This window comes from Kovacikia sp. CALU 1929 (genome assembly GCF_056784235.1).
This window is the reverse complement of sequence record NZ_JBXBCF010000077.1, coordinates 22,298-36,731: the sequence shown is the minus strand read 5'-3', so window position 1 is coordinate 36,731 and position 14,434 is coordinate 22,298. Positions and strand designations below refer to the sequence as shown.

The 14,434-nt window shown below is 49.7% G+C and carries 10 protein-coding genes and 1 riboswitch; of the genes, 5 read left to right on the top strand and 5 right to left on the bottom strand.

Annotation, left to right across the window (positions count from 1 at the left end; genetic code table 11):
• Positions 1-23 precede the first annotated feature (23 nt).
• On the bottom strand, positions 24-890 hold the full coding sequence (gene bchL / locus AC1S52_RS20090; RefSeq protein WP_482030826.1) for a ferredoxin:protochlorophyllide reductase (ATP-dependent) iron-sulfur ATP-binding protein: 867 nt from the start codon (positions 888-890) through the stop codon (positions 24-26).
• Positions 891-1,422: 532 nt separating this feature from the next.
• Between bchL and AC1S52_RS20085 the strand changes: the two genes are divergently transcribed.
• Positions 1,423-1,608 (top strand): hypothetical protein, encoded by a 186-nt coding sequence (locus AC1S52_RS20085; RefSeq protein WP_482030825.1) that lies wholly within the window; start codon positions 1,423-1,425, stop codon positions 1,606-1,608.
• Positions 1,609-1,946: 338 nt separating this feature from the next.
• Positions 1,947-3,878, top strand: a complete 1,932-nt coding sequence (locus AC1S52_RS20080) for a trypsin-like peptidase domain-containing protein (protein ID WP_482030824.1) — start codon at positions 1,947-1,949, stop codon at positions 3,876-3,878.
• Positions 3,879-3,911: 33 nt separating this feature from the next.
• Here the strand turns inward: AC1S52_RS20080 and AC1S52_RS20075 are convergent, their stop codons facing one another.
• From AC1S52_RS20075 to AC1S52_RS20060, 4 genes are all read right to left on the bottom strand, one after another.
• Positions 3,912-6,116, bottom strand: coding sequence for a protein kinase domain-containing protein (locus AC1S52_RS20075; protein ID WP_482030823.1), 2,205 nt, complete (start codon positions 6,114-6,116; stop codon positions 3,912-3,914).
• Between the two features lie 343 nt (positions 6,117-6,459).
• Positions 6,460-9,672 carry a phosphorylase b kinase regulatory subunit alpha/beta gene (locus AC1S52_RS20070; protein ID WP_482030822.1) on the bottom strand — a complete coding sequence of 1,071 codons (3,213 nt, stop codon included), beginning with the start codon at positions 9,670-9,672 and terminating at the stop codon, positions 6,460-6,462.
• 458 nt (positions 9,673-10,130) lie between these two features.
• A complete protein-coding gene (locus AC1S52_RS20065; RefSeq protein WP_482030821.1) occupies positions 10,131-11,066 on the bottom strand; it encodes a hypothetical protein in 936 nt (311 codons plus the stop codon).
• 181 nt (positions 11,067-11,247) lie between these two features.
• Entirely contained in the window at positions 11,248-11,466 is a 219-nt protein-coding gene (locus AC1S52_RS20060) for a hypothetical protein (protein ID WP_482030820.1), read from the bottom strand.
• 292 nt (positions 11,467-11,758) lie between these two features.
• Positions 11,759-11,916, top strand: a riboswitch (cobalamin riboswitch).
• A gap of 94 nt (positions 11,917-12,010) precedes the next feature.
• On the opposite strand from AC1S52_RS20060, the gene AC1S52_RS20055 reads away from it, so the two are divergent.
• From AC1S52_RS20055 to AC1S52_RS20045, 3 genes are all read left to right on the top strand, one after another.
• Positions 12,011-12,631 (top strand): HupE/UreJ family protein, encoded by a 621-nt coding sequence (locus tag AC1S52_RS20055; RefSeq protein WP_482030819.1) that lies wholly within the window; start codon positions 12,011-12,013, stop codon positions 12,629-12,631.
• Between the two features lie 249 nt (positions 12,632-12,880).
• Positions 12,881-13,828, top strand: a complete 948-nt coding sequence (locus AC1S52_RS20050; protein ID WP_482030818.1) for an FTR1 family iron permease — start codon at positions 12,881-12,883, stop codon at positions 13,826-13,828.
• A 299-nt stretch (positions 13,829-14,127) separates the two neighbouring features.
• Positions 14,128-14,367 (top strand): DUF7219 family protein, encoded by a 240-nt coding sequence (locus tag AC1S52_RS20045; RefSeq protein ID WP_482030817.1) that lies wholly within the window; start codon positions 14,128-14,130, stop codon positions 14,365-14,367.
• Positions 14,368-14,434: the final 67 nt, after the last annotated feature.

Genomic DNA, 14,434 nt, shown 5'->3' with positions numbered 1-14,434 from the left:
AACTGTTCACTCACAACTTTTATTTAGACCATCATTAGATCTAACTCTTCTGCTTCGCTCTTCACCTTCGGTGTTTGAGGGTTGAGGTAGAAGTCAGATAGGAGAGAGAAGAGTTCGCGATCGGGGGAGTCATTGGGTACCACCCCCTCAGGACGAGCCAGAATCTGGTCTGCAATATTCAGGTAGTAATCACAGACATAGCTGAGAGATGGGTCAGACTCTGCCATTTCAAATAGGGTCTTGCCTTTGACGCGAGAAACGCGGATGTCTTCAATCAGAGGCAGCACTTCTAGCACTGGCATGGGGACTGAATCTATGTATTTGTCAATCAGATCACGCTTGGCAGTTCGATTGCCGATTAGACCGGCAAGGCGAAGAGGGTGAGTCCGGGCTTTCTCGCGCACGGAAGCCGCAATCCGGTTGGCGGCAAATAGGGCATCAAAGCCATTGTCCGTCACGATCAGGCAGTAGTCAGCATAGTTGAGGGGTGCCGCAAAACCACCACAGACCACGTCACCTAAGACATCAAACAGGATGACATCGTACTCATCAAAAGCATTCAGTTCTTTCAGCAGCTTTACGGTTTCACCAACCACGTAGCCACCGCAACCAGCCCCTGCTGGGGGTCCACCGGCTTCAACGCAGTCAACGCCACCGTAGCCTTTGTAAATGACATCTTCGGGCCAAACATCTTCGTAGTGATAGTCTTTTGACTGAAGGGTGTCGATGATAGTGGGAATTAAAAAGCCAGTCAGCGTAAACGTACTATCGTGTTTGGGATCGCAACCAATTTGTAAGACTTTTTTACCGCGTCGAGCTAAAGCAACTGAGATGTTACAGCTCGTTGTGGATTTGCCAATTCCACCTTTTCCATAAACTGCGAGTTTCACGCTAGTCGTCTCCTATAGTTTCGTCTCAAACGGGTGAGAAGCATCTCTGGAGTCAGGACAGGAAGATCCTTTATGCCGTTACCAGCGATCGCTTTCAGTAGGTCAATGACAGCATTATTGTCGAACTTAGGAGTAAAGGAAAGGGATAAGTAACAGAACTTAAGGTCTGAGACTTAGCTAAAGCGCTTATGGACAAATCATTCGGATCTGAATGGTTTAGATCTTCTCTCATTGCTTTAAAACACCTTTAAACGTTTTTTATATAAGTCTTTTTATAAAAATAGGAATAAAAGCAAAACGGTCACGAAGTGATTGATTGATCGTCCTATTGCCTGATAGCTCAGGGCTTGCCAGCAGAGGCGTTACTTCAGTGATGTGGATAGGCAGATAGGCGGGTAAGTCGATAGGGAATGTGCCAAACCAGTTTTTTATTAAGAATGTTAAATTTTTAGATAAACCATTTCTGGGTGGGTTGAGAAAGCCGACCCAGATGCGCTGTTGACAGCAGTGTTTAGCTCAGGCAACCCCAGTCATGGAAAGAAAAGTCTGGCGGTTAAAACCGCGCCTAAGCGAACAAAGTCCTCAGGCAAATGAGGACTTTCGTAACCTGGATCAGCAGGTTTACGCCTTTAAAGTTCCTCTGACTGCTCAAGCGTTCGATGGAGCTGATGCCGAAATCCGAAGGGCGCTACAGGCTGGTTGGTTAAAGATTAGATAAAGCAGGGTCTAGACCCGAAATAGCCAATCCGAGATTGTAGATAGTATCAAAGCTATGGGGTTCTCTAAAAACTGGTGAAGCTTTCTAGAAAAATCTAAAATAAAAAAGTTTTCTAAATTATCAGGGTCAGATCCGGGTGCTCTAGAACTTATGCAGAAGAAAGCCTTTTAGGTTGTTAAGTATTTCTACTGGTGCCGTCAGCATAGTTGTCTAAACAAGTTCATTCACTAAAACTCATTCACTAAAACAGTTCATACCATTTCTTGGGAAAGGCTATCTCAAAAAAAATTAGGATTTTGAATTGCCTCCGTCAGTTATAGGCAAAGGGGGATATTAAATTGATCAGACAACTAATAGCGCTGCTTTCTACTCCTGCACTGATTCCAGCTCAACTATTCATTTTTCTAATTGCCCAGGCTTTTGAGAGCGTGCCGGTCAATGCATCGCCCAATCTTTCAGTTGTACGGACTGTAGCAGGTTGCTCTGGTCAATATTCCTACGGCAACATTGAGTATTCATTTACCGTGGGTGAGGTAGCCTCCGGTTTCTTCATTAACCCTGATGGCTACATCGTGACCAATTCTCACATCCTGCGATCGCTGGATCGGGAAGGTTGTAAGGATTACGCTCTCAGGAATTTAGGGGAACGGGTCACGGGAAGAAAGGATTTTGAAACCATTCCTCAGAGAACAAAGACCGATCTCCAGGACAATGTTCGATTTGCCAGTGATTTTGAATATTTCAAACGAGTCATCTTGCCCACCGGCGATTCGCTCCCATTTGAGATCAAAAAGTCAGGTAAGCCTGTGGCGGGTGATGGGCAAGATCTGGCAATCATCCAAATTCCACTAGCAAACGCTCCCACAGTTCAATTTGGTAATCCCAATAGCTTGAAACCGCAAGACCCTGTGACGGCGATCGGCTATCCGCTGAATGAGGAAGCCACCTCGTTTTTTGCCCGATTGACCTCAGAGCGTTCGCCTGCGACCTCTCCGCTGGGTAGAGTGGCTGTTATGAATGGGCGATTGGCTCAGAAAACGGGAAATGGCAATAACGCCGTTTGGCAGGTCAGCGCCAATTTTCCCTATGGCATTTCGGGTGGTCCCCTGGTTAACGCCAAAGGTGAAGTGGTTGGTTTGGTCACGAGAAAAAGTCAGGCTCCTGGAAATAACCTTTCGACTGTCGTACCGGTTAGTAACCTGACAGCGTTTGTCAAGGAGTTTGCCAGTTCCAGCCGCGACCATCCAACCGATCGTTTATATCGGGAAGGGTTACAGCGACTACAGCAAGGGGACTTTCAGGGAGCGAAAACAAGCTTTGAGAAAGTTAAAGAGTTATTTCCCTATAATGCAGAGATCTACCTGCTGATTCATGAGAGTGAGCAGAAGTTGGTTCAGGCAAAGCAGCAGTCCCAAAGGCAAGTGGTTCTGATTGGTGCTGGTGTGGCTGGTGTTGCAGCGCTAGCGGGTTACTTTCTTTTGAAGCGAAAGAAAAAACCTCGGAAGCCTTTGACGGCTAAGGCATCGCCTCAGCCACCTTCAACCCTCCCCCTGGTAACCGAGAATCCAAGCTATTTCCCAAGTTTCACGCCTGAACCTTCAGGTACTCCCGTTGGCGGTACAAAGCTACCTTCACAACCGGATTCCAGTTTGTTTAGGCAGGCTGAACCTTCGGCAGCCTTAGTTGAGCCTAAAAGCGCTCCGGTTGAGCTTAAAAACATTCCAGTTGAGCCTAAAAGCACTCCAGTTAAGCCTCAAAACATCCCAGTTGAGGGGAAAAACGTCCCGGTTCAGCGGAAAAGCACTCCGGTTGAGAGCAAGCGGGTTGCGGATGTATTGTCAGACCCTTTCAAACCGCCATCCGATACTTTTATCAGTTCAGGTACGATTAGCTCAGAAACTTTGATTGGGAGCCAACCGTTTATTGAGTTAACTAATCAGGATGGGCAGGTGAAGCGTTTCTATCTCTGTAGAGAATCCCATTCCCTGGGTCGAGATCGTGCCTGGTGTGACTTCAGCATCCCAGAGAGCGGTTGGAAGGTGATTTCCAGACGGCATGCGCTTCTGGTACAGGAAGGGGATGACTATCGAATTTTTAATGGCGATCGCACCACCCCCAGTACTAATGGATTGCTGATTGACAATACGCCTATCACTACGGAAGAAGGCTATTTACTCCAGGATGGGGACGAGATCCAGATTGGGCACGACCCGCGCAACCGGGTCATTCTGACCTACTTTAATCCCGGCGGTCGTGGGTCTTCTGAATAAATCACCACTGGCAAAAGTCACCACTGGCAAAAGTCACCACTGCCAAAGATTGATTTTTCGATCCTTACTGCCGCTCACCAGGGTTTTACCAACCGGCCTGTTATCAGAGTCCAGATCAGGAATATAAGCCAGGGAAAGGACCCAGTCTGAGTGTCCCGAAAAGGTGCGTAGCCGTTTCCCTGATTGGAGATCCCAGACATGGATGGTGCGATCGGTGCTGCTGCTGGCAAGGGTCTGCCCTGTAGGGCTGATGGCAACGGCAAGTACTCGCTCTGTATGCTCCGAAAGGGTATGGCGCAATGCTCCTGTGGTCAGATCCCAGACTTTGACGGTCTTGTCCCAGCTAGCGCTTGCCAGTGTTTTGCCATCGGGACTAATGGTAACCGAGCGAACCACATCGGCGTGTCCGGCAAGGGTGCGGATCTTTGCTCCAGTCTGAAAGTCCCAGAGTTTAATGGTGCCGTCGTAGCTGGCGCTTGCCAGGATGTTGCCATCGGGACTAATGGCAACAGACCAGACTGAATCGTAATGGTCGGGCAATGTTTTCAGTAATTCGCCCGTTTCTATCGCCCAAATTCGGATAGTGCCGTCATAGCTGGCACTTGCCAGGGTTTTGCTGTCTGGGCTAATGGCAACAGACCAGATGGGACCAGAGTGTCCCTCCAGGTTGTGCAGAAGTTCGCCAGTCCGAAAATTCCAGAGCTTGATTACGTTGTCTCCGCCGCCACTTGCCAGTATTTTGCCGTCTGGACTGATGGCGATCGCTCGCACAGCATCTGTATGGGCAGAAAGAACACGCCTCACTTCCCCCGTTTGCCGATCCCAAAACCGAATCGTTTTGTCATAGGCACCGCTAACAATGGTTTGCCCATCTGGACTGACTGCCACTGCCCAGACTGTATCCTGGTGTCCCAACAGAGTCTTTGCCGCAAAAACGGGCGATGACTGAGGCTCTGAATTTTTGTCGTTCACGGGTTCAGATGGAGCCTGCTCCTGGGAAGAGGTTGCTTGACGAAAGGACAGGAAAGCTGGAGATTGAAGCGAATAAGCCACCAAAAACATGGCGATCGCACTCACAACACCGGAACCTATGACAACAGCCTTTTTGTGCTGCCCTCTGGGTGGACTGGGTAGTAGCAAAGGCTGATACCTGAGCGTACTCAGATTTGAAAATCTTCGCCCATCGCGCCGCGCCTCAGAAGATTGGGGGCTATGGAGGGTCGGAGCAGAAGGGGCAGGAAAACGTTCAATCCCTTCTGCCGCAGGTGCCAAGGTTGCCAACAGAGAACGGTTAATGCTGGGAACAGCCGCATAGACTGCCTCACTCAACTCAACCACCGACGAAAACCGCCGATCCGGTGACTTTTCTAAACACTGCATGACCAACGCTTCCAGTTTCGCTGGCAAGTGTTCACACCCAGGTTGTTGCCGTAGCGGTATAGGAGGTTGGGTTAGATGAGCCACAACCCATTCCATGCCCGCTGGTTCTAGGTTTTCCCCCTGCTCTCGCTTGAAACAGAAGGGCTTCGTACTGGATAACATTTCATAGAGAATAATACCTAGACTATAGATGTCTGCCCGTTCGTCCAGGGTCTTCTCATTGTTCAACTGCTCCGGTGAGGAATACTGGAAGGTGCCCAAAAACATTTTGGTGGCGTGGGTGGAGTTTGCCTGCTCACTGTGAATTTTGGCAATTCCAAAATCGAGGATTTTGACGAAATCCCCCAGTTCCGTAGACACCAGAAAGATATTATCTGGCTTCAAGTCACGGTGAACAACTTTGGCATACCGGGTCGAGGTGTGCTCGTTGCACTGAAGTAGAACCCCCTGGTGGGCAGGATATAACCCGGAACAAATTTGGGTGAGGATGCTACCTGTTCGCTCAATGGACAGCTTCTTCTCGCGATAGAGGAGTTGCCCCAGGGTTTGTCCCCGCAGGTATTCCATGACAAAAAAGGGGTAGCCCTCCTGGGTTACACCAAAATCACTGACTTGAACAATGTGAGCGTTGCGTAGAGCAACACAGACAGCCACTTCACGCTCAAACCGTTTCTTTAATTCATCGGTTGCCAGTCGATTACTCAATAGCTTCAAGGCAACTGGCTGCCCCAGCAATGTATCGGTTGCTAAATAAACGTCTCCCATCCCACCTCTGCCAATACGCTGTTTCAGCAGATAGCGCTGGCGATCGCCGAGTAAACGACCAACCCAGGGATCGGCAGGTGGAGAGGCGCTCATCAATTAGCCCCCATCAAAACATCAGAAACACAGTCCCACAATTCATTACGTAGAACTGGCAAGAGCGGTTGCATTCTGAGTCCTCTTTCTGAATCACTCGATAGGCTAAAAAGACGGCGGAGAGCAGATGCAGGTAAGCCCTTGGACTACAAGTCTAGTGGTCTGTCAAGAATTACTTTGGGGGTTTCCAATCCCCAAAATGATAACTCTTTTCCTATCCCAGACTCACAAACACACCAAGGTTCACTAGTAGTCTGCGGCGTAAGTTCGGCGACCATTCTAGAGGTGTTAGGTGCGAGGTGTTAGGTGTTAGGAATGGTAGACAGATTTACGCCAAGCTGTACTAGATAGAAGATTGCTGTCCCAGGCGAGTCAGGAATTTCAATGCCTGAGCGACATATTTAGCACAGTCATAGGGAGAGCTTTCGTAGAACGATCTCCAGGCAGACGCTTTATACCCCTCATAGGCATGGGCGTGATCGGGATGCTGATCCAGCCAGCTCAGGCGAACAGCATGACCAATTAGCACATCCAGTACAATGTAATCCTCAATTTCCAGGCTGGGGTTGCTCTCGGCGATCGCGGCTAGTTCCATCAGGGCTTCCACATTCACCTGGCGGTATTCGGGAGCCTGAATCTTGTTCAGCAAATGCTCCACTTGCAGGGCAAAGTTCTTTTCTCCTGGGGTCATTTCCGCCAGCAGGGGTTCACTATCCAGACGGTTGCGCCGCTCCAGCTTGTCACCGATGACCAGACCACGACAATGTTTCAGCACCTTCCAGACGCTGGGGTAGAAGTTTTTAGGAACCCGGTTAAGGGAACCATCTAACTGCCGTTGCCGCCGCCAGTCTTCGACTACAGGTTTCTCCTCTGGCAGAACCACCCAATCAATTTTTTCCTGCTGCCGGATGTGCAGGGATTCCTGTTTAAACAATGCCTTGTCCAATCCTTCGTAGCCCACCAGGGCACGGGACAACCGGGTTTGAATTTCGTAAGGACTGAGCTGCATCAGACGTTCATAAGCTTCGTCCTGGGTGACTTGCAGTTCTGCCGCCAGTTCGCTGGTAATCAGCAGAATCAGGTAGCCAACCCGGAAGGTGAGAAACCCCTTGAACAGTTGGGGTTCAGCTTTGATTAGCAAACTCAGGTAAATGAGAATTTCCTGGGTCAGGACGCGATCGCGGACATCCTCCCGGCAGAATTCCCGAATCTTTTCCATGATTTCCGGTGGGGTCAAGGGGCGCGTAATCAGGGAGGCTTCACTGTAGGCTCGACCAATGGCAATCTGCTTACCCCGTACCAGAATGTCGGTCACCACATCTGCCAGATTCAGTGCCATCTTGTCATACAGACCCGCCACCCGCCGCACAATTGCCCACAGCCTCAGCTTTCCAGCTTTGACATAGAGTTCATCCAGGAGCATGGCAACGGTAACGGTCTGTAAGGGCTGTCCCAGTCCCGTGTCAAACTCCAACCCTTGCAAGCGCACCAGGGTACTGAGTAGCTCAACCTGCTCATAGATATTTTCCGACTGCCGCAGGTTATCCAACAGCCGTTTGATGCGGGTTTCATACTCCAGACGAAACTCCTGGGTGCTGCTCAGAGGTTCACTCCGCTCTAGATTAAACGCCAGGTAAAGGCATTCCGGCAGGGCATCCTGCACGGGAGACTGGGCGAACTCAAAATCATGCAGAAAGTCCATCCGCTCGATCGCCGCTGTTAGCATTAACTGGTTCAGTCGTCCCAACTTGACCTGAATGCCGTTGCACTTTCCCTCCTTGAACTCTTGCATCAGGGTCAGGAATGGCATCCCATTTCCTATCTCAGAGTCCTCTGCCGCCAGCATCGATTCGGTTAACAGCAGGGTCATGGTAGGACGACCCAACTGGCTCCAGTGGCGTTGAATATGGACCAACTCTGCCCGAATCTGAGCAACCAGGAAGTGGGGGTCAAAGGTGAGGTAAAACTGCTGTCGGTCTAGCAGGGAGGGCAGAAATACAATCGTCTCGCGTCGAATCCGGAAGATGCGGGAAGTGGTGAGGCTCCGCAGGCGGCGAAACGGTCGCCCGGTCAGCTTGAGCTTGTCATTGCGTCCAACTTGGGTATAAACGGCTGCCAGTTCGCTTGCCTGCCGTACCAGGAGCGGTTCAATCTGGTGGGGAGTTTGGGTGTCGATGCCATAGGTTGCCAGTCTTGCCTGCAATGCTTCATCTTCGGCAATCAGGACCATTTGAACCGGGGGTTTGCGTTGTTGCCGGACGTGCAAATGACGACCCAGGGGATCCACATCTCCGATCGCCAGCAGTCCCCCACTCAGTAGTTGTCCCAGCAGGTAAAGGCTCTGTGCCCAGACCAGGGGCACATTCTCATTTGGCAGACGTATCTGACTACCGGGATTTGCTCGCTCAGCTTCAATCAACGCTTTTGGGACATAGTACAGTTCGGGGAGTAGTTTCAGTCCCTCCCGTTCGACCAGTACACTTTCCAACCGCTGCTGGTACTCCTCCACCTGATCGAGATCGCCCCGAAATACCCCATCTAAGAGCAAATAGGTGAAGAACAGGGGCCACTCACACTCAAGGTGTTCAAATTGCTTCAGTTCACGGGGTTCATAGTGCAGACGAGTGGTGTCTTCCAGGACGGTCTGATGTCCATCTCGCAAAAACCGTTTGCAGCCGTATTTGCCCTGGAGCTTCTGAATGATGTCATGGCGGGTGCGATCGCTCAACGCCTGATCATCCACTGCAAATGCTGGGAAGCCAATCACACTCAACAGGGCGGCATCCACTTCCTTAGAACTAGACTCACGGGGGAGGAGGGATTCCAGGGTAATGCGCGATCGGGCAATCTCATCCGGCAACACATGAATCACCGAACCCTGACCACCCCGTACACCAAACAGGTTCAACCCATTCATCGCCTCCAGTGCCGCCTTCGCCATCCCTACAGAACTGGCATTTAGCTCCGGGTTGCCGTGGTTGATCTTGTTACCCCGCTCCCAGATGCCGTAGTCCGGAGTGCGGTAAGCCCGCCCAATGTAATAGACCAGGTTTTGAATAAAGTTGACTTCATCGGTGGTGAAAATAATTTGCAGTCCAGAGGCGGTCATCTGCGCCAGCACCAGCAGAAATACAGAGGTGGCATCTAGCTGAAGGTGTCCCCACTGGTCATCTCCGACGACCACATCCCCATTATGGGTATCGTACTTAGCGTGCAGGGCATCCAGGAGAGACTGGGTCTGCTTAAACCGCTCCACTTTCTGCACCTGCCGCATCATGGCAAATAGCAAACCCCGCATTAGCTTGATGACGCTGTGCTCCAGTTCAAAGGTGCGCCCCTGGTCTTCGTCTATCTTGCGGTACGCCAGTGCCAAGCCCCACACTGCCAGAATGCTGTAGACATTGTCCCGCACCCAAGCGTCGGTATAGTCTCCGTGGGCATTGACGGCGGTACTGGCAGGCAGCAGCCCCGTAATCGGGTTCTGGCGAGACAGAATAATGGTGCTGATCTGGTTGTAATAGTCATCCAGCCGAGCTTGCAGGTCGGAAGGTTTCATTGGCGTGCTTGAGTGGCGCGTTAAGGGATTAAGGATCGCGGTATAAAATTTATTGCGTACAAACGATTCTATAGGCAGTCAAAGATTTCTCTATTATCCGTTTTCTGAGGTTACCGAAAGTTTGCAGATTACATTGGGGCGCGATCGCATTTTCTAACCCACAGACAAGTGCAAAGATCTCCGGCTTCTATCCAAGGTCATCCCCTAAAACAGGAGTTTTCCAGAAGCCGAAGATCTAATCGCTGTTTTCCCTATTGTTCCGTCAGGAAAATTTTGACGGGTCACAAACCCTCAAAATTTAATTCTCATTACTTTCTGGGTACCTCCTACCCGTCAGTGAGGGCGTATTTTGCCATTCATCCCAAAATTCAGCAACGCCCCACAAAAAACCAACAGCCAACAACTGGGTACCCGACGCCTCACCCCTCTCTATCAACTAACACCCTCCGCCCCATAGCCTACTGGCAGTAGCTCTCAGCCACCTCTGACAGCCGTTCTTGTTGGGCAGAACTCACCTTGTTGAAGGTCTCCACAAACTGGAGATGGGTCACGCCTGAACCGATAAAAGTCCAGCGGTAGGATCTCTCCTGCACAGCTTTGATTTCCTGCTGTTCTACTTCGGTAAAAGTGCGTCCGGTTGCCCTGGAGAGACTTTCCAGATCCAGTTGCACCTGCATCATCAAGCCACCGTTGAGAAACTCAATCAATTTGAAGAAGTCCTCTACGCCTGTTTCTACCTCCGCTTGATCCAACTGCTGCACCAGTTGCTCCACCATTAAGGTATCCAGGGTGGTGTGTTGTGCCTCTTCCAGCCAATGATTCCGTAACAGGCTGCAAAACTGCGGGTCAAGGCTTTCACTGAAGTTGTCGCGGATACTTGCCAGGTAGTGGTATTGAGTCATCCATTCAATGTAGAGAATGATCAACACCACACCCAGAGGACGATGCTGGAGCACTGCGTTGGCAATGTCTTGCACTGGACCAATCCCATCACAGCGACTGCCAAAACCAATTTCAAACTCTTCGGCAAAGCGACGGAATAGACGAATGTGCTTGCTTTCCTCTTCAGCAAAGTGCAAAAGCGCCTGGGTTGCAGCAATATTTGTTAATCCTGTGGTTTTAACGTGATCAATGACACAGGGCACAATGAATTCTTCGACTAAGCCAAACAGATGGAGATAGCTGTTGCCGCGAATTTGGTTCAAGATCAGCTTTTCTGTTTGATTCAGACAGGTAATCTCATTCACCCTGGCTAAAGCTTCTGGTAAAAATCGTTTGGTGAAGTCCAAGTGCTTGTCACCACCGATAATATCTTCAATCCGCCAATTAACTCTGTCTGCTCGATGGAGGGATTGTTCGTAACTTTGATTCGGGTTTAGTGCGATCGCAGTCATTTTTGTGCTCCGTTTGTGATGAGTAAGAGTTGAATCGTTAGGTAGAAAACCCAGTACTTTTAAGGTCTTAATCGGACGAACTTAGTTGTTTACAACAGCCGTTAAAAAAGTTGGACTGGGATGGAATAGAAATTCGCTGTAATCAGCGATTTGGTCCAGACCCAGGAGGTTTAAGAGGAGTTCAAGTGCCAGCCAGACGGTAAGTTTGGCAATGAGACTTTTCCATTTCACTCGCATTGGGAGCACCTCCTGCATCTGAAGATTCAGATTGGGTTAGAATCTCTAAAAAACCGTGTCTTTGCTGTTCTGTTATCAGGTTATTTAGACTGCTGTCCTGAAACCGTCCGGGAATCATCCAGGCATCATCCGACAGCGATCTACTATTCCTGACACCTGACACCTCATAGAAGGGTTATAGAACTGACGCCGCAGAGTCCTATAGTTTGGGTATCTGGGCTGATAGTTTTAGAGTAGAAAGCAATCGGGAATCCTTCGAGAAGAAACACTCATCCCATCGGGTGAAAAAGACTGCTCCATCAGGTTCATGCACCAGGCTTGTTAAAGATAAGGGGCGATCGCCGGATTCATGAAAGAACTTCTACAATCCAAAATCTGCTATCTAAAATCCAAAGCGGTATCAGTTGCAAAGCCCTGATAAGTTTTTCATCTCGCTATAGCCGCTCATGATAAACTGCTCTGGCACTGGGATCGGCTCTGATGGGGATCAGCCGTCAGAGGTAAGGGGGAAAGTGCAGTATCTAGTCTGCCGCTGTCCCGCAACTGTGAAAGGGGAGGATAAAGGTAATCACCTTCCCCAAGCCAGAACACCCGCCGATTCCCTGACGGATTCTTTCATCTGCGAGGTATGGATGATGGCTGATATACAACTAAGGAAATTAGACTCGACGACTCCGTTGCCAGGGAAGTTTAGGATTACCCCCCTAGTGCAAGGCCTGGGATGGCTAGGGCTGGGGTTCTTCGGAATTGTGCAACCCGCGGCAGCGCACCACGCGATGGAGGGCAGAACCCCAACTAACTTTTTTGAAGGATTTTTATCTGGGTTAGCGCATCCGGTGATTGGTTTGGATCATTTGGCATTTGTAGTGGCGATCGGTCTTCTGTCTGTGAAGCAGGTACGGGGGGCTTTGATTCCTCTATTCTTTGTCATAGCTGCCATGCTAGGAACCGGGCTGCATGTAATGAGCATAGATTTGCCCTTGACCGAGATCGCCATTGCAATATCGGTGATTGCTCTCGGTGTATTGCTGGCACTGGGCAAACAGTTTGGGTTTCCCATCCTGGCTGGGTTGTCTGCCATCGCGGGTCTGTTTCATGGCTATGCCTATGGGGAAGCAATTGTGGGAGCAGAGATGGCACCGTTAGTTGCTTATCTGATGGGTTTTACAGCCATTCAGTATGCGATCGCTTTCTCAGTCTTCTGGTTAGGAAGCAAAGGTTTTCAGCAGTCACCCAATCAGGCTTCTGCTTTCCTGCGCTATTTTGGCTATGGCATCTGTGTGCTGGGGGTGGTTTTCCTGAGTAGTTCGCTGCACAGTATAGGTTAAGGAAAGGAAAAGCTGAAGGCTCAAAGCTGAAGGATGAAGTTTTGAAGTAGGATCGGCAAAGCCAAGCGTGCCCATCAGCCATTCATCCTTTTGGTGACGATGGGTAAAACCCTTTGCCCCTAATATTTGTCTTTATCTCAACCCAGGCATAGCGTCTGGGTTGTTCGCTTTTGGTACTGAAGCTTATAGGAACGTTACTCTATGAATGGGCAATAGCCTGCTGTCGAAACTCTTAAAATTCACTTCAAAATGCTAATTGATTTAAGTCCTGCCCTGCCGACATTTTTTATTACCCTACGGGAAGGGGTAGAAGCTGCTCTGGTTGTGGGAATTGTGCTGGCTTACCTCAAGAAAGGGGAAAAAACTCACCTCAATTCCTGGGTTTATAGCGGAGTAGTGGCTGGACTGGTGGCAAGCGTGCTGGTGGGCGTTCTGTTCAGTCTGATTGTGGCAGCGGTTGGGGCTGCTAATGAAACCTATGAGCCAGTGGTCAAGCCGTTACTGAATGGGCTATTTAGCGTAGCCGCGATCGCGATGCTGAGCTGGATGCTGGTCTGGATGACCCGACAATCTCGCCTCTTAAAAGCAGAGGTAGAAGGGGCAGTGGGAACTACCTTGAAAACAGAGAACGGAGGTGGCTGGGGCATTTTTGGACTGATTTTCTTTGCAGTCCTGCGAGAGGGGTTTGAAACCGTTCTATTTATAACGGCTCGCTTTCCCCAGGGATGGATGCCCATCCTGGGAGCGATCGCAGGCATTATTGCCGCTATCGGGATTGGGGTGCTGTTGTTTAAGTTCGGGATTAAGATCAATCTCCGCCTGTTTTTTCAGGTCATGGGCATTTCCCTGCTGCTGATTGTGGCAGGTCTGGTGGTTTCAGCCTTCGCCCATATCGATATTGCTCTCTACCGGCTCACCCAGATCAGCAGCCAGTTTGAGCCTATTTGCTTGTTCCAGGGGACTGGAAACACCTGCATTCTGGGTCCCCTGCTCTGGGATACCAGCCAGATACTTCCAGAACGCCAATTCCCTGGCATTATCCTGCATACCCTATTGGGCTACGAAGACACGGTTTATCTGGTAGAAGCGATCGCCTATCCCCTTTTCCTAATTGGGGTTGGCAGCCTCTATCTCCAGAGCTTGACAGGCAGCGAAGCCGAGCGACAGCGGAGCGCAGGTGAACAAGTAAACGGGTGAAGTTTACTGACACCTAACACCTGAAACCTAGCACCTGAAACCTTCCTCCTCCTCCCCGAACCCTACGGAAACGCCAAAGGAGAACTCTCCCTCCTACATTTTTCTGCAAGTTCTGTCTTTATGAAGATATGGAAAATCGTGTTCGCGTCTATAGTCGATGAGGTTAAATTGGGTAAACATCAGGTTAAGATCTGGTTAAAGTAGCAATAGGTGGAAAAAGAAGATCCCTCACACCGTAGCTACAAGCTCTAAGTTACAAGCTCTAAGTAGGTTACAAGCTCTAAGTAGGGGGAGTTAAAATGAACCGTTCTGAATTTCTGTTTCCAAAATCCCGTTATCGCGGAGAAGTCAAGCCAGAAAACCTGGTTTTTAACGCAAATTTGCAAGAGTTTTCCCAGCAGGTCAACTATATTTGCTGTCTGGAAACCAATGGTAAGCTTTCTCCGGAAGAGTCTTATCTAAAAATTAAAGGACTTTGGAAGTCACTAAAACGCAGTAAAAAGCAACTTGGAATTGGTGACACAACAGCGGAAGGTTAAGGGGTTCCCCAAAAGTGGTTTACCAGTAAGGGCAGTTAGCCAGTCTCTTTGGCATGGAGACAACGAT

Coding starts and splice junctions, on each gene's coding strand:
- AC1S52_RS20085 (WP_482030825.1), top strand. CDS start 1,423: ATGGAAAGAAAAGTCTGGCGGTTAAAACCGCGCCTAAGCGAACAAAGT.
- AC1S52_RS20075 (WP_482030823.1), bottom strand. CDS start 6,116: ATGAGCGCCTCTCCACCTGCCGATCCCTGGGTTGGTCGTTTACTCGGC.
- AC1S52_RS20070 (WP_482030822.1), bottom strand. CDS start 9,672: ATGAAACCTTCCGACCTGCAAGCTCGGCTGGATGACTATTACAACCAG.
- AC1S52_RS20065 (WP_482030821.1), bottom strand. CDS start 11,066: ATGACTGCGATCGCACTAAACCCGAATCAAAGTTACGAACAATCCCTC.
- AC1S52_RS20050 (WP_482030818.1), top strand. CDS start 12,881: ATGCTAATTGATTTAAGTCCTGCCCTGCCGACATTTTTTATTACCCTA.
- AC1S52_RS20045 (WP_482030817.1), top strand. CDS start 14,128: ATGAACCGTTCTGAATTTCTGTTTCCAAAATCCCGTTATCGCGGAGAA.